The organism is Niveispirillum sp. BGYR6, assembly GCF_027568365.1.
GTDB lineage: Bacteria > Pseudomonadota > Alphaproteobacteria > Azospirillales > Azospirillaceae > Niveispirillum.
In genome coordinates this window covers 115,788-140,705 of the sequence record NZ_JANLNL010000007.1, presented here as the reverse complement: position 1 = coordinate 140,705, position 24,918 = coordinate 115,788, and the positions used below count along the sequence as shown (strand labels likewise).

Genomic DNA, 24,918 nt, shown 5'->3' with positions numbered 1-24,918 from the left:
ATGCCGGGCGGCGGCAACACGTGGTGCCGGGACAGACGGCCCCGCCCATTTGCGGGCATGGCGCCCGTGATCAGCGCCGCCGCGGGCCGCCCTCGCTCCAGCCCATGCCGCGGCTGATCTGGCGGGCCGTCTCCTTCACCGTTTCCACCAGTTCCTGCATCCGCGCGTCGCTCATATATTGCGCGGCACTGGACAGGCTGATGGCGGCGATGATCTTGCCATTGGCACCCCGGATAGGGGCGGCAACGCAGCGGATACGGTCTTCATTTTCTTCCAGATCAAAGGCATAGCCGCCGGCGGCATAGGCCTGCATCCGCTTCAGCCAGACGGGCCAATCATCCATGGCCCAGTCACGATCCGCAAAAAAATGCCGCCAGCGGGCCTCTGTCTCATCCAGGATCAGGGCCTTGCCCAGGCCGGTGGAGGCAATCGGATGACGTTCCCCAACGCGGGAGCCGATTTCGATGCGGCGGCGGCCGGGGATCTTGTCCAGATAAAGCGCATGGTCGCCATCCAGAATGCCCAGATGCACCGTATCCTCGGTGGCGGCGGCCAGATCCTCAATATGCGGGCGGGCGACGCGGGGAATATCCATCTGCCGCTGGGCCAGATAGCCCAGTTCCAGCAGCTTCGGCCCCAACTGATAGCCTTCCCGGGGGGTCAGCACCAGAAAGTCCCGCTCCACCAGGGCGGCAGCCAGCCGATGGGTGGTGCTGCGGGTCAGGTCCAGCCGCTGGGCCAGCTTGGCCAGGCTGATCGGGCCTTCCGCCACCGCCTCCAACACATCCAGGCCCCGCAGCAGGGTCTGGCTGCCGCTGGGGGTGGCCTTCTGCTGGGCCTCTGCCTCTTCATGGGCACCATTGCCAAGGGCGGTCACGCTGGTCATCGGCTTCGCTTTGCTGTCTCTCATTTTGCGGAACAACATCCCATAAATCCGCCGACACAACAAGCGACGGCGCAACAATATCGCCCTGGGCGTCCGGCGACGTCTCCCAATTGCCCGGTGACGGTCGTCCCCACTAAGTGGAAATCCTGCGCGACGATACGCCTGAAGGGCGACGGTGACTCAATCCGTTTCCGATAATGAAACAAAAATCACGGATCGGAACGATATATTTCCAAGAAATATTCCCATCCGGAACCGAATATTGAAATACTCAAAAGAGTGTATTTTTCATAATTTGATCCATTAAGTTTGCGTTAACTAACGCAACCTACCATAAAATAGAAACATATAATTCGTACACGCGTATGCAGTTGAACCCCGAGAGGTGATGATGACCGCGCGTTCAAACCCCTATGGCGACCTTTCTGCGCTGGCAGCACGAATCGAGGGGGAGGATCCCCAGCTCGACAATCTGCTGCTACCGGCCGACGGTTTTTTTCAGAAAGCAGAGACCAGCCAGCGCCGCCTGACGGATCAGGTGGCGCTGGCGCTTCGGGAGAGTTTCGCCGGCTGGAATGCTGCGGATTTCCCCACCCTTTACTGCGCCTGGGGCCGGGCGCGCACAGGCTCCACCGCGCTGGCCAACCTGTTCGGCACAGCGGGCCTGCCCTCCTATTATCAACCGGTGAAGGCGTTGATGCGCCAGTTCCTGGCCGGCGACGCCGTCAGCCCCTGGCAACCGCCGCGTGAGAATTTTTTCTGCAAGGATGTGGCCGGCCCCTATACGCTGGCGGAATGCCTCTATATCCCGGCACAGATGCTGGTCGAGGCTGGATATCCGCCGGAAAAGCTGCATCTGGTGATTCTGGACCGCCAGCCGGAACGGTCGCTGGGATCATGGCTGCGCAAATGGTCGGGCCGGCTGGAGCGGGAGCGGTTGTTGGCGCATTTCGTCTGCGCCTCGATGAACACGCTGCGGGTGGAAGCCCATGCGCGGCGTTACGGCATCGCCGTCACCCATTATGTTTATGAAGCCGCACAGGAACCGGCCCTGGCGATACCCGCCCTGTTCAACCGGCTGGGCCTGGGACCAGACGCCATGACCGCCGCGCTGAAGGAATGGACGCCACTGGACAGCCTGGATGCCGAAGGCTCCCGCGTCATCTTCCCCGTGGAACCGGATGCCTATGTCGTGCCGGGGCTGCATCGGGCCGATGCCGATGGCTATCGCTACCGCCCCGGCACCTGCGACGGGGTCACCCAGGAGGACCGGGCGCTGCTCTACATGCTGGGGGTGGAAGCCGCCTATCAGCGCAATGCCCGGGCCTGCCGGCATGAGCTGGGCCTGCCGGCCCGCCTGTTGACACAGACAATGCCACCCATCGCCGCCGTGGCGTGACGCCCCCTCCCCTTTTTCCTGCCGCCCAACCGCCTGTTCCCCCCTGAACAAGGAATCGCCATCATGCTGAGCAACCTGAAAATATCGCATCGGCTGCTTCTCTTCGTGCCGGTATTGGCCGTGGCGCTGATCCTGGCTGTTGGCTCCGGCCTCAGCACCCTGCGCACCACCCTGGTGCATGACCGCCAGCAGGAACTGATCCAGATTCTGACCATTGTGCGCGGCATCGCCCAGAACTGGCATGATCGCGAACAATCCGGTGAGATGAACCGTGAACAGGCGCAAAAGGGCGCGGGTGACGATATCCGCAAGCTGCGCTTCGGCAATGGCGAATATATCTATATCAATAATTATGACGGAGTGACCGTCGTCCACGCCAAGCGGGACTTCGAAGGCAAGAACCGTATGGGTTTCAAGACGGCCGACGGGGTGGAAACCGTGCGGCTGGGCGTCGAGGCGGCCAAGAAGGGCGGCGGCTTCTTCACCTATAATTTCTCGCGCCCCGGTGTGAATGGCGGGGAGGCGGTCAATGTGCCGAAGCTGAGCTACAGCCTGGGGTTTGAGCCCTGGCAGTGGGCCCTGGGTACCGGCGTTTATATTGACGATATTGACGAAACCTTTAATGCCATCCTGGTGAAGATGCTGCTGCTGGCCGCCGCCATCCTGCTGGCGGGCAGTGTCGTGGCCGTGCTGCTGGCCCGCTCCATCGCCCGGCCGCTGACCATGATGACCGACCGCATGGGCCAGTTGGCCGATGGCGATCTGGCTGTCGAAATCCCGCTGTTGAGCGACCGCAACGAAATGGGCCGGCTGGCCCAGGCGCTGGACGTGTTCAAGCGCAATGGCCTGCGCGCCCAGGAACTGACCCGCGCCCAGCAGGCCGAGCAGGAGGCCAAGGAACGCCGGCAGGTGGCGGTGGAGAAGTCACTGGCCGATTTCCAGGACAAGGCGGCCCATATTGTCGGCAATCTGGTCAATGCCTCGGAAAAGGTGCGCAATCACTCCTCCGGGCTGGCCAGCATGGCGCAGCAGAGCCGCGGCCTGATCGATGGCGTCAATCAGGCGGCATCGGAAACCACCAGCAATGTGCAGATGATCGCCAGTGCTGCCGAAGAACTGGCCGCCGCCGTGGGCGAAGTGAACCAGCAGGTCACCCGTTCCACCGACATTGCCGAACGCGCCGTGCATGAGGCGGGGCAGACCAGTGCCACCATGGGCGGTCTGGCCGAAGCGGCACAGAATATCGGCTCCATCATCCAGGTGATTTCCGATATTGCCAGCCAGACCAACCTGCTGGCACTGAATGCCACCATCGAGGCGGCGCGCGCCGGGGAGGCCGGCAAGGGCTTCGCCGTGGTGGCGTCGGAGGTTAAGACGCTGGCCAGCCAGACCACCAAGGCAACCGACGAAATCCAGTCCTATGTCACCGGCATCCAGCGCGAAACCCAGCGCGCCGTGGAAGCCATCGACAATATCGCCCGCGTGGTGAACGATATGCGGACCATTGCCACCGGCATCGCCTCGGCCATGGAACAGCAGGGCGCTACCACGGCCGATATTGCCCGCAATATCAATCAGGCCGCCATGGGCACCCAACAGGTTTCGGCCAATGTGGTGGGTGTTGCCGGGGCGGCGGAACAGACGGCACAGTCGGCCAATTCGCTGAACGGGGCGTCGGAAGACCTGCGCCGCGATGCGGAAACGCTGAATACGGAGATTACCAGCTTCTTCAGCCGCTTGCGGGCGATCTGATGCAGGGCGGCGGCGATGGGCCAGCAATACCCCATCGCCGCCGCACCATTGCCTATCGTCCTGCAGACTTGGCCACTTCCACGGCGTAGGTATAGACCTCCCCGTGCATGTTGGCGCGGAAGACCACCCATTTGCCGTCGGGCGTGAAGGTGATGTTCGGCTCCATCCGGTAATCATGGTCTTTCATGTTCACCAGCTTTTCCGCCCGCAGCACGCCGGGTCGGATCAGGTTGGCGGCATCCCGCGCGCTGATGCCGGCAACGTCGGGAATGCTTTCCGGGCGAAACAGGTAAATCCACTTCCCGTCCTTGGCCTTGGCCACCATCTCCGCATCGCCGCCATCGCCGGCAAACAGGGTGCCGTCGCGGCTGACATTATAATGCACGGACCATTCATCGCGGGTCAGGTGGTACCAGGTGCGCTTGCCCGTGGCGATCTCATAGCCGGCCAGCCAGAAATCCTCGCCGCGCGGGGTTTGCAGGTCGTACCAGATCATCTTGCCGTCATGGCTGAAGAACTCGTGACCGGCGATTTCCATATTCATGCTGCGATTATGCACCTTGGTCAGGCCCGTGCCATCGGTGCGGATCAGCCAGATCCGGTCCACCTTGTGCCACGGCCCCTCATGGCAGAACATCAGCAGGGTGGGATCGTTGGGTGAAAACTGCACATGGTTCAGCCAGTCCTTTGCGGCGTGAACCACCTTGCGCTCACCGGTTTTGATGGAGAGGGTGAAAATCTCCATCGGGATGCGGGCTTCCAGCCGGTCATTCAGCCGCACCTCCTTGGCATCGGCAAAGCTCAGCGGTTTGCCGTCCGGACCGGTGGCGGCGTAATGATCGTCGAACTTGGTTGTGTTCTGCTTGGGCGCGCCCGGCTGCAGCGCAAAATCCCGTTCCGCCCAGGTGCCCAGCAGCAGGGTTTCATCGGCATTGATGGATTCGATCCGCCCGCTTTTCACATGCGCAATTTTGGTGGGCTTGCCGCCTTTGCTGTCGATCCAGAACAAATCATAGGGGCCGCCCTGCTTCACATCATCATTGGCGTAATAGACGCGGCCCGTCTTCGGGCCGACGAACAGCACCGCCAGATGCTCCCCCTTCACCAGTTCGGTCTGCTTGCGGGTTTCCAGATCGATGATGGAAATGGTGGTGGCGGAGCTGACCACCATGCGCTTGCCATCGGGCGTATAGGCATTCTGGTGGAAATAAAGGCTGCGGCTGCCCGGCTCACTGGACAGCCGCACCACGCGGTGACCGGTATCCGGGTCCACCCATTCGCGCGGCGGCTCAGCAGCGGTCACGGCGGTGCTGACCAGCAGGGCCAGGGCGGCCAGCCAATGCATCCGCTTTTTCATGGTGTTTCTCCCTCATCATCCGTCAGCCCGCGCACATCCCGGCAGACCAGCCGGGGGGTGGGCATGGCGTTTCTGGTTTGCAGATTGTCAATGCGCACCCCATCCACATCCTCCAACCAGACCGCCGGGCGACCATCGGGGGAGAGCGTGGAGAGGTGGATATCACGCAGGTGCAGGCCGCGTGCATGGCGGACATAAAGCCCATAGGAAGGCAGGGTGCCGAACATGCTAGGTTCCGGATAGGCATCGGGCTTTTCCGGCACCGGGTCCGCCACCGCATCCAGCCCGCCGGCATAGGTGATGCGGATATCCTGCAACGTCACCTCCTCAACGGGCTGTTCCGGCAGCCCGGCGATGAGGGAGGCGTAACGGGGATCGACATCATGGGCGGTGATATGGGCAAAGCGGATACGGCGCATCGGGCCGGGCTTCGTCCCCTCCGGGGCACGCAACCGGGCACCGATGCGCAGGAACAGGGCGGCGGTTGTCACCTCCCGCATGGTGATGTTGCTGATGGAAATATCCTCCAGCACCCCACCATCCACGGTTTCCAGCGCCAGCCCGCGCGAGCGTTCGATCGTGCAGTTGGAAATGACGATGTTGCGGAAGCCGCCATGGCTTTCCGTGCCCAGCTTGATCCGCCCCGTCACCCGGTCCCGGTCGGGCGAGAGCTGTTGCGTGCGTCCATAGGTGCCATCCAGCAGGGTACCCAGGTCAAAGCCGCTGACATGGCAATTGCTGATGGCAACATGCTCCGTCGCCCGCGCCACGCCTAAGGCACCGGAGCTTTTCAGCACCAGCGCATCATCGTTGGGCGTGTTGATCTGGCAATTGCTGACGCGGACATGGCGCACGGCATCCAGGTCGATGCCATCGCGGTCGGTATCAATGCGCAGATTATCGATGGTCAGATTGTCGGTGCCGGTGGCCAGGATGGCGAAATGCCCGCCCTTGAAGATGCTGAAATCGCGCAAAGTGATGTTGCGGCAATTCTTCAAGGCAATCGCCTTGTTGCCAAGGCCCCGCATCAACGCTTCATCCGGGTCTTCGGCGGCCAGTTCAGCCGCACTCATCCCCGCCATGCTTTCGGGGAAATAGCCTTTGCGCTTGGCCCACTTCGCCCCCGGCCCCTTGGAGGTCAGCCCGGCCCCGTCGATCAGGCCGGGGCCGGTAATGGCGACGTCATTCACCCCATCGCCCCAGATCAGGCTGTTCTGCCAATGGGAATGGCCGAAATCCTGATAGAGATCATGCGGGTTGGGCTCCGGCAGGTCATAGGCACCGCCATGGCGGGCCGGGTCCGCCGCCAGCAGCACACAACCGGCATCCAGGTGGAGCGCCACGCGGCTGTACAGCCGGATGGAAAAGGACAGCCAGCGCCCCGCCGGCAGCCAGACCGTGCCGCCACCGGCGGCCACGGCGGCAGCGATGGTGCGGTTGATGGCGGGGCTGTCCAGCGCCACGCCATCACCCACGGCACCGAAATGCCGGATATCGAACAGCGGACTCATCGCGGGGGGACCAGTTTCACGGCGGTGGCGGCCTCCCGATCAGCGGTCAGCCAGCCGTCTTTTTCTTTCAGCTCCACCACCTGGATGACGGAACGGCGTTTCCAGGTCGGGTCTGCTGCCGCTTCCGGCTCCCCTTCCTGCTGCACGAAATAGTAGAGATACGCACGGTCGCCGCTGACCAGCACATCCGGGTGGCCACCCTTGGCCCGGTCGGTCAGGGCCGTGCCGGGCTGTTCCAGCAAATTATAGGGCTGGTGTTCCCAGTTGGTCAGGTCTGTGGAGCGATAGACGCCCAGCCCCGACCAGGCATCCAGGATCAGCCAGTAATAGCCTTTCCATTCAATGATCTGCGGGCCTTCGCCGCGCTGTTGCACGGCGATGCCGCCTTGGGTCCAGCTTTTCAGGTCGTGGCTGTCGGCATAATGGGTGCTGCTGCCGTCGCGTTCATCCTTGTACCAGAGCCGCCAGCCACCCCCGGGCAGCGGATGCACGGCGGCATCAATCACCCGGTCGGAACCAAGGTTCAGCTTGTCGGCAAAATCCCAACGCTTCAGATCTGTGCTGGTCAGGTGGATGATGTCGCGCGGGGCGTTCCAGTCCTTGAAGATGCCGGGCACGATGGTCAGCCACATATGATAGGTGTCGCCGATCCGCTCCACATTCGGCGCCCAGAAGGTGACGGGCTGGCCCTCGCCATAGCGGATATCGGCGGTGCCCTGATAGGTCCATGTATTGCCGCCATCGTTGGACCGCGCCATGCCGATGGCCGTGCCGTGCACCCATTCCACCCCCTGGGCATTGGGCAGCGTGGCGCGGCGGTTGGTGTAGAACATCACCCAGTCACCCGCTTGGCGGTCATAGATGATGGAAGCGTCGGCCGCCCCGTCAAAGATGGGATCGCGGAACAGCGGTTTGGGGGCGGTATCGGCGGCAAGGCTGGGGGTGGGCACCAGCAGAAAGAAGGCAGTCGCAATCACACCCATGGCCTGTTTTGCCTTCCCCGCGAAAGCGGGGAACCAGGGGCCACGGGAACCACGCATCGGTGCAGACGGCCCCTGGACCCCCGCTTTCGCGGGGGAGGCACCCTTTTTTTCGCCCGGCCGTATCGCGCAGTCACACAAACCCATGGCTGCGCCCCCATTCGATGAACAGCGCCGGCCAGGCGGCCACGGGGGCGGCCTTGGGGCTGCGCAGGCCGAAGCCGTGGCCGCCGGCTTCAAACAGATGCATCGCTACCTTGGCCCCCGCCTTGCGTAGGGCGGCATAGATCAGCAGGGAATTTTCCACCGGCACCACCGCATCATCGGCCGCCGCCGTGATGAAGCTGGGCGGTGCGTTGACCGGCACGCCCTGATCGGCGGAGAATTCCGCGATCCGATCCGCCGCCGGGTTTTCCCCCAGCATCTGCTTGGCCGAACCGGCATGGGCGATACCGGGCACCATGGAAATGACCGGATAACCCAGTGCCGCGATATCCGGGCGGGCGGAGACCTGATCAGCCGCATCCACCGGCTGGTAGGTCACCTTGTCAAACCGGGTAGCCGCCATGGCGGCCAGATGCCCACCGGCGGAAAAGCCCATCACCCCGATGCGGGCGGGATCGATGCCCCAGGCCTTGGCCCCGGCGCGGATCAGGCGGATGGCGCGTTGGGCATCCTGCAAGGGCGCATCCGGCCCGGCTGCCCAGCCATCGGCCGGCAGGCGATAGAGCAGGACGAACACCGTCACCCCCTCTCCCGCCAGCCATTGGGCAATGTCGTACCCTTCCTTGCCCACCACCACGCGCTGATAGCCACCGCCGGGAATGATCAGCATGGCGGCCCCATTGGGCTTGGCCGGGCGGAACAGGGTGAGGTTGGGCTGGGTGACATTCAGGATCGCCACGTCGCGGAAACGCGGATCATCCGACCGCGCCACCTCTGACTGTTTCACCGTTACCTTGTCGCCGCCGGGCGGCTTGTCACCGGGCCAGAGCGACAGGGTTTCGCCCTTCACATCGGCGGCCTGGCTGGTACCGGGCAGGCTGGCGGCCAGCAGGGCGGTGGCAGCAGCGGTGGTGAACAGGGTGCGGCGTTGCATGGTGGTTATCCTGTTTTGCTTCTAATCCAGCGAGTATGGCCGTAGCCGCCCCACCAACTTGCCTCCCCCGCGAAAGCGGGGGTCCAGGGGCCAAAGGCACTGAAGCATTGGTCCTTATGATCCCTGGTTCCCCGCTTTCGCGGGGAAGGCAGGAAAGAGCCAACGCCGAGGCTCTCAATTCCCCCGCGGCGTCACATCCGACCGCATCGGGCTCTCTGCGATCCGCACGGCATCGGGCAAAGGTGGATGGGCAGGGTCGAAACGGCCCACATCCCCCTTGATATGATCCTTCAGCGGCAGGGCCGACGCCCGTATCCCCTCCACCACGCAGCGGGCCAGCAGCCAGGCGCCGTAATTATTATGGTGGGTGGCATCCTTGCCATCGGCGGCAAAGGCGCGGGGGGCCACTTCCGGCCCCAACGCCTCGTACAAAACCTTGCTCATGGCGGTCAGGTCGATCAGCGTTACCTGTTCTTCCGCCGCCACCCGGCGCACCGCGTCGGGATAATCGCCATGGCTGTTGGTGATCTGGCCCTTGGCATCGAAGGTCCGGCGATGCATGGAGGTGACCAGCACCGGTGTCGCCCCGCGCCGCCGTGCCTCCGCAATGAAGACGCGCAGATAGGCGGGATATGTTGTGGCCGGGTCGGCATAGGTCTGCGGCCAGCCCTGTTTGCTGTCATTATGGCCGAACTGGATGAACAGATAATCGCCCGGCTTCATCCGGCTCAACAGCTTGTCCAGCCGCAGCCCGGTGATGAAGCTTTTCAGCGTCTCCCCGGATTCAGCATGGTTGGCGACCGCCACATCCGGCGTCAGGAACGCCGTCAGCATCTGGCCCCAACTGGCGCCGGGTTCCGCCGGCTGGTCGGTGACGGTGCTGTCACCGGCCAGATAGAGGGTCGGCACATCCGCCCGTTCAATGGAAAGGGCCGCCAGTTTGGGGGCGCTGCCGTCAAATTCCAGGGTCAACTTGTCATCCCAATGGAACTTGCCCTGCTCCCGGTCATTGATGCGCACCGCATGGCCGCCGGGGGCATTGGGCGGCGGGGGCGGCAGGGCGGTGTCCCGCACATTGACGATGAAATGGCGCGTCTCAAACCGGCCCTTCGCCGTCGCCACATCGGCCAGCATCAGCCGCCGGCTTTCCGCCTTCACGGTGGTATCACCCGCCGCCCCGGCATCGCCCAGCGTGACGGTGATCCGGTAATTGCCCTCCGGCACCTTGACGGAGAACAGGAAGGGCTTGTCCGCTGCCGGCCGATAGGCGGGTTCAAACCCAAAGCCCTTGGACGGGTCATAAAGATCGCCAGCCGACACCGCCACCGCCTCGGCCGGGGCCTGGGCGGCGGGGCTGAAGCGGAAATCCCAGCGCTCCCGCGCCTGTGCCGGCAGGGTGGAGAGCAGGCCGATGCCGATCATGGCCAGCAGCCGCCCCCTCATAGGCCGGCGATCCCCAGACGGTAGAGACGATTGGCATTGCCGGCGAACATGGCCCGGCGTTCCGCCTCGGTAAAGTCTGCCGTGATGGCATCATAGGCGGCGTAATGCGTGCCGAAGCTGCCATAAAGCCTGTCGACGGGGAAATTGCTGGCGAACATGGCCCGGTCGGTCCCGAACGCCTCAATGGCCTGCAGCACGAAGGGGCGCAGGCTGTCGAGGGTCCATTGCCGGTCGATCATGGCCAGGCCGGAGATTTTGATCGACACGTTGGGCTGGGCCGCCAGCAGGGCCAGCCCGCGCCGCCACAGGGCCAGGCCTTCATCGTCACGGTCGGTCGGCATCCCGGCATGGTTCAGCATCACCGGAATATCCGGGTGCCGGGCGGCCAGTTGGGCCGCCAGTTCCATCTGGCTGGGATAGATCTGCAGGTCGAAGGACAGGCCATATTTGGCCAGCAGCGCATAACCCGCCTGCCAATCCGCATCGCCGATCACATCGCGGGCGGAATAGGTTCTGGCCGGATCGCTGTGGAAATTGATGATGTGGCGGATGCCGCGCACGGCGCCGTGTTCCGCATGGGCGGCCAGCAGCTTTTCCACCTGCGGGTCATTCAGCGCGGCAAAGGCCACCAGCCCCATGGGCAACCGCCCCTCATCCGCCACGCCCTGCAGCCATTGGGTTTCCGCCAGCGAATGGGCGGTGCTGGCACCGGCCTCCACATGCACCACACCGCGCACATCGAACCCGCTGGTGTCGGCCAGATAATCGCTCAAGCCATAGGGCTTGGCGATGGGGGCCACGTCACCGGCCGCATTGGGCGGCAGCGGATCATCCATCAGCCAGGAATAATGCTGACGGGTGAAATCCCACAGATGCATGTGGGGGTCGATGATCGGCAGGCTGGTCATGGCTGGCTCTCCCTAATGCGTGGTTTTTTTGGCAGCGTGTACTTGATGCAATCTATCGCTCTTTCCTGCTTCCCCCGCGAAAGCGGGGGGCCAGGGGCCGCAGGCTCCAACGTCGGGCTTGTGGCCCCTGGTTCCCCGCTTTCGCGGGGAAGGCAGAGGGAGGGGAGATGAGAGCGGCGGTTACCGCCGCCCCCGTCCCCACAGCGTCTCGTAACGCCAGCCGGTCAGGTCTTCCAGGATGGCCTTGCGGTCCGGTGTCGTCTCCATCCGGCCTTGCTTGAAGCGGGCGATTTCCTCCATCAGGATGGCATGGCGCGGGCCGTCCAGCTTGAAGCGCAGGGAAACCAGGAAACCGCCGCACAGCACGGCGATGGTGCCGATGCCCATCACCAGCAGGATGGTGTTGATGGCCGCGTCGCTCTGCACTTCCGCCTTGGGCACGAAGCCGCCAGCCTCCAGGATCAGGCCCACGCCCATCACGGCGGCGGCCTGGGTGGCCTTGCGGATGAAGGTCATCACCCCGGCGAAGATGCCCTCGCGGCGCTTGCCGGTCACCACCTCATCCACATCGGCCATGTAGTTATAGGTGTTCCAGGGAATGTAATTCAGCCCGCCCCGGCCCATGCCCGACAGGGCCACCGGCACGAACAGCCACAGCGCCAGATTCTCCGGTTTCACCGCATCCAGCAGCAGGAAACCCACCACACCCAGAATATAGAAGCACACCGCCACCCGGTAAGACGGAGCGGGGTGGAAGCGCAGGCAAAGCTGGATGAACAGGGCCACCGCGAAAAGCTGCACGATATACATGCTGCCCAGCATGGAGGAGGCCACGGCGACCGAGCTGCCCATGGCGAAAACGATGAAATAGGTGAAGACAGCGTTGAACACGTCCTGGCTGATATAGCCACCCAGATACATGCCCAGATGCAGCCGGAAGGCGCGGATTTTCAAGGTGGAGAACAGGTTGGCATAAAGCGTCTTGAAGCTGTCGCCCAGGCTCTGCACCGGTTCACCCGCCTTCAACTGCTCCACCTCGGCCACGGACCGTTCAAAGGTGAAGGCCCAGGTGAAGGACAGCACGATGGCAAAGGTCACGGCGAAGATGACGCCCATGATGAAGAACGTATCCGCACTGTCCTTGCCGCCGACCCAGCCGATAATGGCCGCCGGCAGGAAGCCGGCGGCAATGGCGGAGCTTTGGGCGAACAGGATGCGGATGCCGGCCAGCTTGGCCTTGATCTTGTAATCCTTGGTCATTTCAGCGGCCAAGGTTTCATAGGGGATCAGGACGACGGCATAAATCGTCTCAAACAGCACATATGTGGCCAGATAATACCAGAAGCTCTGTCCCCCCACCCACATCAGGGCGAAGCTGGGCACCAGCGGGATGGCGATCAGCAGGAAAAAGCGGCGGCGCCCGAATCGGCGGCCAAGCGCCGTGCGATAGAAATTATCGGACAGATGCCCGACCAGGGGGCTGACAATGGCATCCAGCAGGCGGGCGATGGCGAAGATGGCCGCCGCCTGCGTGGCCGACAGCCCGCAGAAGGTTGTATAGAAATACAGGATCCAGCCGCTGATCACGGCCATCGACCCCGCGCCCAGGATGTCATTGGCACCATAGGCGAGGTAGTTGATCGGTTTGACAGGCCGTGCGGTCATGGGCGTTTCCTGGGGTTTTTATGGATTTGGGCCGGTGCTGCTGCGCCGTGGCGTCTGTTCTGTCGGGCTTCTCTTGAGTGTGCCGACCTTCATAAGCACCTCCATTGCCTTCCCCGCGAAAGCGGGGAACCAGGGGCCGCAGGCACCAACCGTCGGGCTTTTGGCCCCTGGACCCCCGCTTTCGCGGGGGAGGCAGGGAGGAGGCAAATGGCTAACTTAGCGCCTTAGAGCCTTCGCCGGGATGACGGCGGGGGATGGGGCATTTTCAGCCCCATCCCCACCCCCTCAGATAAACCGGCGCATCAGCTCCGTCAGGCACAGGATGGCCAACGACTGGCCATAGGGCATGGAGGTCAGCTTGACGTCGCGGTAATACTGCAGATCGGAACCCAGGGCGGTGCCGAAGGACACGTCCTGCAGCTCCCCATCGGGCGCGATCTTGGCCAGCACGGCCTTCACCGCCTTGATGGCCATCGGCTCATATTCGGCGGAGATATAGCGCTTGCGCACCGCCTTCATGATGCCATAGGCAAAACCGGCAGCGGCCGAGCTTTCCAGGTACGAGGACGGATCGTCGATCAGCGTGTGCCAGCGGCCTTCCTCGGACTGGTACTTGGCCAGCGCCTTGACCTGATTTTCCAGCGTGTCGATCAGGAAGGTGCGCAGCGGGTCGCCCTTCTTCAGGTCCAGCAGTTCAATGAATTCCGGGATGGCGATGGTCACCCAGCAATTGCCACGCGCCCACAGCGCGTTGGCGAAATTGTGCCGACCGTCGAAGGTCCAGCCATGGAACCACAGGCCGGTCTTGGTATCGAACAAATACTTGATATGGATGAGGAACTGGCGCTTGGCCTCTTCCACATATTCAGGACGGTTCAGCAGCAGGCCGATCTTGGCCAGCGGCAGCACGCTCATCATCAGCGTATCGTCCCACAGTTGCTGCGGGTTCTCGCTGTTGAAGACGATGTGCTGGAAGCCGCCTTCCTCCGTCTTTGGCAGCCCATCCATCACCCATTCGGCCCAGGTGTCCAGATAGGGGATGTAGGACTGATCGCCGGTCTTTTCATACAGATAAGCCAGCGTCAGGAACGGGCTGACGGTATTGATATTCTTGGTCGGCGTGCCGGCGGCGAACCGGTCGCGGAACCAGTCCAGCATGATCTGGAAGGCACGGGCATTGTTGGTCTGCTCGTAATATTTCCACATGCCATAGAGGCCGATGCCGTGGGTCCATTCCCAATCGTTCCAGCCCTTGGTGTCGATAACGCGGCCATCATCCAGACGCAGCAGGAATTCCCCGGTCTGGTCCTTGATATCGACCAGATTGCTGATCAGCAGATCGATGGTCTTGGTGACATCCGCCGCCTGGATGCCATGGGCGAGGTTGGGCATGGGTCTCTATCCTTGAAGAGAGGCTTGGGTGCTGTTGTTTGGGTTGGGAAGGCCCGGGGGCCTTTTGGGGGTTCGGAAACTGTAAATACGCTTTTAGCTATCTCTCACTGCCTCCCCCGCGAAAGCGGGGGTCCAGGGGCCGCAGGCACTAACCGTAGGGCTCTATGGCCCCTGGTTCCCCGCTTTCGCGGGGAAGGCAGCAAGGGGGCAGTTGCGCAATCCTCACCGCATCACCTCCTTGAAGGCGGGGGACTTCACCATTTCCACCTTCAGCGGGCTGCGCGCGGTGCGCATATTCACCAGACGGACGGCTTCCAGCGCGTCGCCCGGCTGGCCATCGCTGGTCACGGCCAGTGCCAGCGTGTTCTTGCCGTTCGGGTTCAAAATCCCGCTTGGGATCACAAAAGTGCGCTGCGGCCCGACATTGGCGATGAACTGGCCCATGTTCCAGCCATTGACGAAAATCAGCGCCCGGTAATTGCCGGCCGACCGTACCGTTGCAGTATCCCCGATCGACAGGCCCAGCGACACATCATGTCCCTTGGGCGCGTCCAGCGTGAACTCTGTCCGGTACCAGCTTGTACCGGCGGGAGTATTGGCGGCGGGAACGCTCACCTTCTGCCAGGACCGGTCATCGAAACCGGGCAGGTACCAGCCGGCGCGTTCACCATACAGGCCGCCATTATTCATCGGCCCGCGCACCGTGTCCTGAATATCCTCGCCCCCCAGATTGCCCTGGATCTTCCAGGAAATCGGCAGCAGGAAGCTCTTGGCGGTCGGGTTGGTCAGGGAGGCGGCGATCAGGCCGCGCGCTTCCTTGTGCTGATCGTCCGCTTCCAGATCCCAATGGTGGGAATTGTTGCGCACCATGACGGACAGCACCCGTTCCCCCGGCCCGCGCAGGGCTTCGGGGATATCGAAGCTGGCCACACCCTGGCCCGGCGGGCGGGCAAGGCCGGTGGGCAGCACATTCTGCCCCAGATAGTGCCCATCCAGCCAGACCTGCACCATGCCGGCCCCGCCGGCCCCGTAATGCAGGTCCAGCCTGGTCACGCTGCCATCGCTGGTATAGCGCCCGCGATACCAGACATCACCATGATGGAAGCCGTAATCATCCATGTTCAGCAGCGGCTGGCCGGGGGGCGGCTTGACGAAGCTGGCGGTTCGGCCAGAGCGCACCTTCTGCCAGGTGCTGTCGTCAAAATCCTTTGCCGCTTCCGGGGAACCGGGTTGGAAGCGCCAGTCGGCCTTGGTCAGGTCCGGCAGGTTGATGGCGTCCGGCCCCTTCAAGGGTGCCTTGGCGATCAGGCTGCCGCCGACACCCGGTTCCATCGACAGGCTGTCGCTATTCCAGCGCACACGGGAAACGTTGGCCGGTGCCCAGACTTCCAGCGCGCTGTCAGCACTGGTGTCACCGGTCAGGTCCAGCGTGCGGCCATCCAGCTTGGCCGACCGCACCAGCGAAGGCCCGCGCTGCAACAGCACGCCGGCGGCGGTTTCCTGCCGCCAGAATGTCTGCGCCGTCGGCACATCGGCCAGCAGCAGCAGCATGTCCGGGCGACCACCGCCGGAAATCCGCACCCGTGCCAAGCCATCATGCACATAGTTCAGCCGCAGGTCGCCCTTGGCGGCATCGAAGCTGCTTTCCACCTTGCCTTCCAGCACGGTGACGGTCGGCGCGCTGGCATAGCGCAGCACGGTTTCCCCATCCTCCCCCTTGCGGCCATAGAACAGGGCGAGATCGCCCTCCCCCTGGCGCAGGTGGGTGAACAGTTCGGACGTGGAATAGACCAGCCGCTGGCGTTCCAGATTATAGCCGGCCAGCCAGAGCTTGGCGTCATAGCCATTGATGCGCAGCGTGCCGGCCTGCGGGATTGCATAGTCACCATCGGGCAGCTTGGCCTTGAAGGTGAAAGCATCATCCGTCTGGGCATTGGGCGGGTTGTGCATGGCCACCAGCAGCCGGGTGCCGGTGCTGGGGTTCACATTATGATAAAGCTTGATCTTGTCGGACGAGGGCTGCAGGCCGTCTGCCTTTTCCATCTGGGTCAGATCTTTGACCGTCGCCAGGAAATGGCCCATCAGCTTCATGGTCTGCGCCTTTTCGCGCAGGCCCCGCGTCTCGTCGATGGCCGAGCCGTAATCGTATGACGTAAACACCACCGGGGCCGGCAGCCAGCCCCAGCTGGTACCGCCGAAGGTCATGTAAAAGCTCTGGATCGTCAGGCCATTGGCAATGTTGCTGCCATAGAAGACCCGCTGATAGGCCGATCCTGTCCGCTGCGCCGTGCAGGGATAGGTGTCGTTGCTGCCCCAGTAATCGAACCAGCCGCCGCCGAATTCCGCAGCAAAGCCGGGCGTGTTGGGGGAAGCCGAGGCGCCCCCCTTGGCCCCGCCCGGCCCATAAAGGCCCCAATCAGGGGCCACGGTGGGATTGCCGGTGCTGCCATCCACATTGCAAGACCCGCCGGGATAGCCATCAAAGGCATACAGCTCGTTCGGCCCTTCCACCGTGCCCGGCACATTGCTGCCCTTGGGCACCCAATAACCGTTGCGGCCCTTGTCATTATGGAAGATCGGCACGGTAATGCCGTCAGCCCGCACTTTGTCATACAGGTGCTGCATATAGCGCTGGTGCGACGGGGTGGTCACATCCAGCTCATTCTCGATCTGATAGAGAATGACGCTCCCACCATTATTGATCTGGTGCTTGGCAATGATGGCGTTGATCTGGGTCAGCCATTCATCAGCCGCGGCCAGATATTCCGGGTGGTCGGTGCGGGCCTTGGCCTGTTGGTTGACCAGCCAGGAGGGGAAGCCGCCGCGCGTCACCTCCGCATTCATATAGGGGCCGGGCCGGGCCACGACATAGAGCCCCGCTTCCTGCGCCATGGTCAGCATCCGGTCCATGTCGCGGATGCCGGTAAAGTCGTACACACCCTGTTTGGGGGAGTGGTAGCCCCAGTCAAAGTAAATGGCGACCGTGTTATAGCCGCTGGCCTTCATCTTCTGGAACACGTCCCGCCACAGGTCCGGGCTGGGCAGGCGGAACGGATGCATCTCCCCACCCCAGGAGAAGATGCGGTTGCCATCAATCTTCAGCGAATACTTGTCGTATGTCACACGCTGCGGGCCGGGGGCGATGGCGGCCTTCGGGACCGCCTTGTCTGCCCCGCCTTCCTTCAGCACGGTGAAATGGCGCACCGTGCCGGACAGGCCGGGCAATTCCACCTTCGGCGTCCAGCTGTCAAACCCGTTGATGCTGTCACTGTACCAGTAGCGCTTGTCCATATATTGGTCGAAATAGATGCGCCAGCCGCCATCGGGGCGCTTCACCAGGGCCGGCCCCTCGACATGGCGGCCCCAGCCGGCCCAATCGCCGGACTTGATCACCACCCAGGGCCCTTCCAGGCTGGCCGCCGTTGCCAGTTCGATGAACTTCGTCGTCTCGTTCTTGGCGAAAGCGTAGTAACGGCGATCCTGCTTGATGATGAAGGCATCAATATAGTTCGGGCCCAGCCCGCTCAGCAGTTTCGGCGCCGACCATTGCGTCAGCCCGGCATCCTGCGCCGTCAGGAACCAGGGCTTGAACAGCCCGTGTGTGCCGTTGCTGGAAACCGACAGCACCAGATGCACGCTGCCATCATCATCGCGGAACCATTCCGGTGCCCAGGCATTGGTGATGCCGGGCACAGCAATCTTCTGATTGCCCAGGAAGGTCCAGCTGGTCAGGTCGCTGCTGCGGGCAAAGCCGATCTCGTCGCCGGTCCAGTTGGTGGTATAGACGACATAATAATTGCCGTCGCGGTGCCGCATGATGGACGGGTCGCGGATCAGGCCGGCCGGCGGCTGATAGGCCAGTTCCTTCACCGGCTTGAAATTCAGGGCGTCATCGGCGCGATAGACATTCATCGCCGCCGCATTGCCATTGCTGAAGCTGGTCAGCGTATAGGTGGGGCTGTCCTTGGCCACCACGGGGGCGGCGGACAGCAGGAACGGCAGCGTGGCCAGCGCAAGCGCCAGGGCCAGCTTCCGGGGGTAGCTGTGCTTCTTCATACCGATGCCACCACTCAGGCAAAGTGGAACATCGGCACCAGCGGCACCTCAACCGGGGAATTGTCCGGGTTCACATCCATGATGTCAGCCATATAGTCCCACCAGCGGCGCATTACCGGCTGTTGCGGCAGTGCGGCGCGCTGTGCCTCAAAGCCCGGCTTCAGCTTCAGCACCGCGAACAGGGACAGGCTCTCTTCATCCAGGAAGATGGAATAATCATAAATGCCCGCCTCGCGCAGGGCGTCGGCCAGGTCGGGCCACAGCACATCATGGCGACGCTTATATTCCTCAACAAAACCGGGCTTCAGCTTCATGCGGAACGCGGTGCTGGACATCGACCCACTCCTTGGCTTTTCGTTATGGTTCACCTGGGTGCGCCCATGGTGAACCGGTTTCCTCCCCGTCGACGCTGCCACGCCGTCACGGCCTTGTCTGGATGAATGAAACAGGCTGGCGGGGGTGGAGCCAACGGAGAACAAGCAGTGCTTTTCCACGTCCCCCAGCACCCTCCCCGGCGCGTCACATCCATCTTCTTAAAAAGCCCAGCCCTTCTTATCAGAGGCTGACCGGGTTAGTAATATAATATGGACACCAATTGCACAATATGAGATTTTTTCCCAAAAAGCAGGAAGCGCGGCGGGGCTGGCGGGTGATGGTCGGCATATTTTCGTGATAGAACAATAGGTTATCCCATAATGTGAAATGACATGCTGGGATATGAAAAAGTTCTTGCCTTTTGTATGATCAATAGCCAAAATGCCAACCAAGAATGAATAAGGCACAGGGCGGGAAAGAGGGTAAGTTTTTCATACCTTGAAATCATCAGCTGGATCGTGGCTGGCATTGATGTCACCGGTGTCATTTTCGCTGTCATCGGGCAGGCTGCTAGCGACGGGTTCAGCCAGACAGAATGTTTGTTGCGTGCTGTTATTATGACAACAGCATCGACGACAACCATATTCAGCAGATACCTGCTTTTTCACTTTCAGTATATCTGCTGAATTCGTGGGTTACCGTGGCGTCAGTCAGAGTGATTTGGCAACATACGGAAACCTATATCGCGCCTTTACTTCTCCCTAAACTCGAAATCCGTTGCGCAGCACCCTGTGGCAACGGATTTTTCTTTTGCAATTTTGCAACACGAAAATCCATATCTCGAATTTCTGCCCAAAATCCCAAAATATGCCGTTGATTGCCACATAGTGGCCATATACTGTGAAAACACAGGCATCGGGGGCACCGCCATCCGGGCCACGAATAAAGCGCAAGTTGGGGAAAGCCCGGCACATTCTGTGCGCGGGAGATCACATGACGAAAAGCGTCCGGCCCGGTCGGCAAACGACCCGGTGAAGGATGCCATCTGTGAAGGTGTGGGAGGATCGGATGTCATACCGTAACGGTCGCGCGGCGCGGCCCGGTAAGTTGTTGTCGTGCGCGGCGGTCGGTCTGGCCCTGGCCGGCCTGGGGCAATCCGCCCTGGCGCAGCAGGCCGCACAAGTTGCCCAGCAGAATGAAACCGTTGAGCTGGAAGAGATCATCGTCGTCGGCACCCGCGCCAGCCTGCAATCTGCCATTGAGCGTAAGAAGCGCGCCAATACGGTGGTGGACAGCCTGGTGGCGGAAGACGTCGCCTCTTTCCCCGACAAGAATGTCGGTGAGGCCCTGCAGCGCATCACCGGCGTGCAGTTGAGCCGCGCCTTCGGTGAAGGCGAATCCGTCTCCATCCGTGGTGTTGAGCCTGACCTGAACCGCGTTGAAATCAACGGCGTTTCGATTCTGGGCAGTGCTGGTTCCGGCAATCGTGGTGCCGATCTGCGCGACCTGGCCTCCGAACTGATCAAGTCCATCGACGTGTTCAAGGGCTATACGGCCGACATGACGGAGGGGGGCGTCGGCGGGACCGTGTCGATCCAGACGCGCCGGCCGCTGGAACTGAAGAAGACGCTGTTTTCCACCACCATCTCTGGCCAGTATCTGGACCTGATGGACAAGGTGACGCCGCGCGGCAATATCACCTATGGAGACAAGTTCCTGGATGATCGGCTGGGCGTGCTGCTCAACGCCACCTATGACAAGGTGCAGACGCGCGGCGACTATCTGCGCAACACCGAATGGGTGGCCCTGGCCGATTTCGACAATTCGCCGGACAAGACCCGCACCGTCGCCGGCTATGAAAGCTACGCGACCAAGGCTTCGTGCAACAGCATCACCAATGCGACCAACCGCACCAACTGTCAGTCGCAGTGGAATGACCTGTCGCCGCGTATTCCGCGCTACAGCCTCTGGCACCGTGATGATGAGCGCATCACCGCCATGGCGACGCTGCAATATCAGGTGACGGATGAGTTGGATGTCTATGTGGACGCCAACTACAATCAGCGCGACCAGTTCCTGACCGACTATAATTATGCCGTTGATCTGACGGCTGCCACCCGGTTTACGACGGCCGGCGCGGTGGTGGATGAAAACCATAACGTCATCGGCCTGACCACGGCCACCGCCCTGCCCACGGCGCCCAACACCACAACCGGTGCCGGCCGCATTTTCAGTTCGCAGATGCGTGGCTTTGATTACGAGTTGAAGTCTCATTATTATACGGGCGGCTTCAACTGGAAGGGTGACCGGCTGACGGCATCCGGCTTCTTTAACACCTCTGAATCCACCATGCGCACCGACAGCAACTCTGTTGCCATCAGCGCCACCATTCCCGGCATCCGGGTCAATATTGGTGAGGATGGGGTTCCGTCTTTCATCTTCCCCAGCGGGTACGATCCCAGCAACCCTGAAACCTATCGCAATGGTGGGGCTGAAATTCAGTACCGCCCTGAAGAGGTTGAGGTCACGGAGAAGAATGCCAAGCTGGATTTCGATTACAGCCTGGATCGCTGGTTCCTGACGACGCTGGAATTTGGTGGTCAGTGGCGTGAAACCGGTTCGCTGCGTTACGCCGGTGGCGGCTATGTCACGCCAGATAGGGTAACTGTCCCCAGCGCCAATATCACCAGCACCGTATCCCTGGATACCACGAATAACGGGCTGAAATGGACCAACGCCCGTCTGGTCGATTTCGTGCGCAGCACCGCTCGCATGACGCCGCAGAATTTCTACGAAGGGTACAAGGGGAATATCGGCGGTGCGCCGAATGGCTGGCTTGCCCCGGATATCACCAAGATCGGTGACTGGTTTGATACCTCCGGCTTCAATCATGACCGGGTCCGCACCTCCAACGGCTATGCGCAGATCCCGGCCCATGACCTGGATGAAACCATCTCGGCCGGTTACGCTAAGGGTAACTTTGCCTTCGACCTGTTTAACATTCCGGTGGATGGTAACGTTGGCGTGCGCGTGGTGGAAACCAAGGTCACGGCCAGCGGTGCACTGACCAAGAATCGGCGTTATGTTAACGCCGCTGGTTTGACGGTGACAGAGGTGGTGGGCACAACCCCCATCTCGGTCGATCAGAAATATACCGACACGCTGCCCTCCCTGAATCTGAGCTTTGGTCTGGTGCCGGATGAGGTGATTGCCCGCCTGGGTTATGCCAAGGTGATGGCCCGTCCCAAGCCCACCGACCTGATTGCCTCGTCCAACAGCTCCAGCAGCTCTGCCACGCCGTCCTGCACGATTGATGACACGGGCACCGATGGCGTTGCCGATACCTGCACCTTTGGCAATCCCGCATTGAAGCCCTATCGGGCCGATCAGTATGATGTCAGCCTGGGCTGGTACATCAACAAGGACACGCTGCTGAGCGCTTCTTACTTCTACAAGGATGTGAAGAGCTTCATTCTGGCGCGCACGCTGATCCGGAATGTCGATATTTTCCGCGATGGCTCGCTTTATGACGTGAACATGCCGATCAATGGCGCTGGTGCCAAGATCAACGGCGTGGAACTGTCGGCCCAGACGGCCTTCACCTTCCTGCCCTCGCCCTTTGATGGGTTGGGTGTGAATGTGAACTACACCTACTCCACCGCCAAGGATGTTGGGCTGTTCAACTCCCTGACCGGGGAGGAGCTGTCCTTCCCCGGCCTGTCCAAGCACAGCTATAACCTGGTCGCCTATTACGACAAGGATGCCTATAACCTGCGTATCGCTTACAATGGTCGCAGCAAGTGGCTCCAGGCAGCGGCTGAACGCTCCGGCAACCCGGTGTTCCGTGACGGCACGGGCTATCTGGATGCCAAGTTCACCTATCGCCTGCTGGATACGGGCATGTCCTTCTTTGTTGAAGGCAAGAACCTGACCCGTGAATCGGAACGCAGCACGTCTGGCGATGATATCCGCATGACGCAGCTGGAATATTCCGGTCGCCGCTTCTTCCTGGGCGCATCCTACAAGTACTGATCCTGATCCCCCACCGGGCCGGCAACGGCCCGGTGGGCTGGATAAAGAAAGGGCGGCATCCGGGTCTCGGGTGCCGCCCTTTTTCATGGGCTCTGGTAAACCACCAAAAGAAGGGGGCTCTCCCGCCCCCCCTCCCCGTCTCTTACGGCGTGCGGATATTGGGGGCCGGCGGCGGGGCCATGCCGTGGCCTAAGAAGAAGCTGGTATGGGGCGGCTGGTTATAGGCAACATTCTGCCAGGCCACGCCCAGCCGATAGACCGGATCATGCATCAGGGTGACGAAGCGGTAATCGGTGGGCCAGGGCGTGGTGTAAATCCGCAAGGCGCTGTTATCCTTGGTGCGCCAAATCACCTCTTCCCGCCAGTCGCCCAGAATATCGGCGGAAAGCGTGGGATTGGCCTTGGTGCCATTGTTGGAGGCCACGCCCTGGGGCGCCAGCAGGGTGACGGTCTCCCCCTTCCCCCAGTCCCATTTGGCGATTTCCTCCTTATCCAGCAGCTCGCGCAGCAGGTCGCCATCCCACCAGATGCCGAAATTCACCTGACGGGGATGTTTGGGGGCGATCAGGGAGCCCTGGGCGCTGTACAGTGCCGGGGAATTGCTGGCCCAGGCCTCCGCCCCCGGTGAGCGCGGATCGATATCGAAGGCCACGCCGCGCCCGGTATCCCGATCCGTCGGCGTGCTCCACAGCAGCTTGCCGGTGGCGGCATCCAGCATGGCGGCACCGATGCCGCCATTGCGGCTGGGCACCTCATGCACGCCGAACCGTTCCAGGCCGGGATGCAGCGGGTCCAGATCGCCGACATGCAGCGTGTCGCCATGGTACAGCTTGGCCGACCACAGGCCCTTGCCATTATCATCGATGGCCATGGAGCCATAGATGATCTCATCCTTGCCATCGCCATCCACATCGGCAACGGCAAGCTGATGGTTGCCCTGGCCGGCATAATCCTGATTGCCGGGGGCGGAACTGTCAAAGAACCAGCGCTGGGTCAGCTTGCCGTCACGCCAATCCCAGGCGGCCAGCGTGCTGCGCGCGTAATAGCCGCGCGCCATCACGATGCTGGGCCGTTCCCCATCCAGATAGGCCACACCGGCCAGGAACCGGTCAGACCGGTTGGCATAGCCATCGCCCCATACCTGCGTCATCCGTTCCGGGCTGGGGGCGTCGGTTTCATCGTCGCGGCCCGGCAGATAGGGCTGGCTGGCCAGCGCCTTGCCGGTCCGCCCGTCAAACACGGTCAGATATTCCGGGCCTTTCAGGATACGGCCTTCCAGTTTGGCCACCTTGCTGCCATCGGCCTTGGTTTCCGCCCCTGTGCGGTCGGCCTGGGGCACATCACCGGCATGGCCGCGCCAATCGGCATTGGCATCGCCGATCACCTGGCCGGTGCCATCCACCGTGCCGTCACTGGTGCGGGCCACCAGTTCGGCCCGGCCGTCGCCATCGAAATCATAGACCAGGAACTGCGTGTAATGGGCGCCGGCGCGGATATTGCGGCCCATATCGATGCGCCACAGCCGGGTGCCATCCAGGCGATAGGCATCCAGGATCACCGGCCCGGTATAGCCGCTGAAGGCATTATCCTTGGAATTGCTGGGATCCCATTTCAGCACGATCTCATATTGCCCATCGCCATCCAGGTCGCCGACGCTGGCATCATTGGCGTTGTAGCTATAGGCCTCCCCCGTCGGGGTGGTGCCGCCCGGCGGCTGTTGCAGCGGAATGGTCAGGTAGCCCTGCCGCCACACCGTTGCTGTGCCGGCCACCGCCTGTTCCGCCCCACCCTGCACCGGGCGCAGCGTATAGGTACCGCCGCCATCGGCCCCCTTGTCCAGAAAGCTGGTGGGGCCGGTCAGCGGCTTGCCATTCAGTTTGCGCCCGTCGCGGTAGAGGTTGAAGGCCAGATCGGCCGGGTCGGTGCCCAGCAGGCGCCAGCCCACCAGCACCCCGCCCTGGGCGGGCACGGCCACCATGCCGCGATCCAGCTTTTCCATCTGGCGGGGGGCGGCGGCCTGGACCGCCGGGGCGGCCAGCGCCACGGCGGCGGTCGCCAATCCCATGCACAGCATCACCGCGCGGCTGGCGGGGGAAAGCACTCTCATATCCACTCCCTGGGCT

Annotated in this window: 15 protein-coding genes; 3 read left to right on the top strand and 12 right to left on the bottom strand. The window is 62.2% G+C overall.

All coding sequences use genetic code 11. From position 1 onward, the window contains the following. Nucleotides 1-70: 70 nt before the first annotated feature. Nucleotides 71-886, bottom strand: a complete 816-nt coding sequence (locus tag PCJ49_RS15740) for an IclR family transcriptional regulator (protein ID WP_089288259.1) — start codon at nucleotides 884-886, stop codon at nucleotides 71-73. Between the two features lie 388 nt (nucleotides 887-1,274). Between PCJ49_RS15740 and PCJ49_RS15735 the strand changes: the two genes are divergently transcribed. After that, on the top strand, nucleotides 1,275-2,285 hold the full coding sequence (locus PCJ49_RS15735; protein ID WP_269911755.1) for a sulfotransferase family protein: 1,011 nt from the start codon (nucleotides 1,275-1,277) through the stop codon (nucleotides 2,283-2,285). Nucleotides 2,286-2,348: 63 nt separating this feature from the next. Then, nucleotides 2,349-4,037 carry a methyl-accepting chemotaxis protein gene (locus PCJ49_RS15730; protein WP_269911754.1) on the top strand — a complete coding sequence of 563 codons (1,689 nt, stop codon included), beginning with the start codon at nucleotides 2,349-2,351 and terminating at the stop codon, nucleotides 4,035-4,037. 52 nt (nucleotides 4,038-4,089) lie between these two features. Here the strand turns inward: PCJ49_RS15730 and PCJ49_RS15725 are convergent, their stop codons facing one another. From PCJ49_RS15725 to PCJ49_RS15680, 10 genes are all read right to left on the bottom strand, one after another. Next, complete coding sequence (locus PCJ49_RS15725) at nucleotides 4,090-5,394, bottom strand: oligogalacturonate lyase family protein (protein WP_269911753.1); 1,305 nt, start codon at nucleotides 5,392-5,394, stop codon at nucleotides 4,090-4,092. Further along, entirely contained in the window at nucleotides 5,391-6,905 is a 1,515-nt protein-coding gene (locus tag PCJ49_RS15720; protein WP_269911752.1) for a glycosyl hydrolase family 28-related protein, read from the bottom strand. Before PCJ49_RS15720 ends, PCJ49_RS15725 begins: the two co-directional genes overlap by 4 nt. After that, on the bottom strand, nucleotides 6,902-7,888 hold the full coding sequence (locus PCJ49_RS15715) for a hypothetical protein (protein ID WP_200819912.1): 987 nt from the start codon (nucleotides 7,886-7,888) through the stop codon (nucleotides 6,902-6,904). Before PCJ49_RS15715 ends, PCJ49_RS15720 begins: the two co-directional genes overlap by 4 nt. A 130-nt stretch (nucleotides 7,889-8,018) precedes the next feature. Beyond that, nucleotides 8,019-8,984: an alpha/beta hydrolase gene (locus PCJ49_RS15710; protein WP_269911751.1), complete on the bottom strand. Its 966-nt coding sequence runs from the start codon at nucleotides 8,982-8,984 to the stop codon at nucleotides 8,019-8,021. 174 nt (nucleotides 8,985-9,158) lie between these two features. Then, complete coding sequence (locus PCJ49_RS15705; RefSeq protein WP_269911750.1) at nucleotides 9,159-10,427, bottom strand: rhamnogalacturonan acetylesterase; 1,269 nt, start codon at nucleotides 10,425-10,427, stop codon at nucleotides 9,159-9,161. Next, nucleotides 10,424-11,335 carry an amidohydrolase family protein gene (locus PCJ49_RS15700; protein ID WP_089288254.1) on the bottom strand — a complete coding sequence of 304 codons (912 nt, stop codon included), beginning with the start codon at nucleotides 11,333-11,335 and terminating at the stop codon, nucleotides 10,424-10,426. Before PCJ49_RS15700 ends, PCJ49_RS15705 begins: the two co-directional genes overlap by 4 nt. Nucleotides 11,336-11,515: 180 nt before the next feature. Next, nucleotides 11,516-13,000, bottom strand: a complete 1,485-nt coding sequence (locus tag PCJ49_RS15695; protein WP_269911749.1) for an MFS transporter — start codon at nucleotides 12,998-13,000, stop codon at nucleotides 11,516-11,518. A gap of 285 nt (nucleotides 13,001-13,285) precedes the next feature. Next, nucleotides 13,286-14,392 carry a glycoside hydrolase family 88 protein gene (locus PCJ49_RS15690; RefSeq protein WP_269911748.1) on the bottom strand — a complete coding sequence of 369 codons (1,107 nt, stop codon included), beginning with the start codon at nucleotides 14,390-14,392 and terminating at the stop codon, nucleotides 13,286-13,288. A 222-nt stretch (nucleotides 14,393-14,614) separates the two neighbouring features. After that, on the bottom strand, nucleotides 14,615-18,448 hold the full coding sequence (locus PCJ49_RS15685; protein WP_269911747.1) for a beta-galactosidase: 3,834 nt from the start codon (nucleotides 18,446-18,448) through the stop codon (nucleotides 14,615-14,617). Between the two features lie 14 nt (nucleotides 18,449-18,462). Further along, a complete protein-coding gene (locus PCJ49_RS15680; RefSeq protein ID WP_269911746.1) occupies nucleotides 18,463-18,783 on the bottom strand; it encodes an L-rhamnose mutarotase in 321 nt (106 codons plus the stop codon). 1,048 nt (nucleotides 18,784-19,831) lie between these two features. On the opposite strand from PCJ49_RS15680, the gene PCJ49_RS15675 reads away from it, so the two are divergent. Continuing rightward, complete coding sequence (locus tag PCJ49_RS15675; RefSeq protein WP_269911745.1) at nucleotides 19,832-22,795, top strand: TonB-dependent receptor; 2,964 nt, start codon at nucleotides 19,832-19,834, stop codon at nucleotides 22,793-22,795. Nucleotides 22,796-22,937: 142 nt separating this feature from the next. Here the strand turns inward: PCJ49_RS15675 and PCJ49_RS15670 are convergent, their stop codons facing one another. Next, complete coding sequence (locus tag PCJ49_RS15670) at nucleotides 22,938-24,902, bottom strand: rhamnogalacturonan lyase (RefSeq protein ID WP_269911744.1); 1,965 nt, start codon at nucleotides 24,900-24,902, stop codon at nucleotides 22,938-22,940. Between the last annotated feature and the right edge of the window lie 16 nt (nucleotides 24,903-24,918).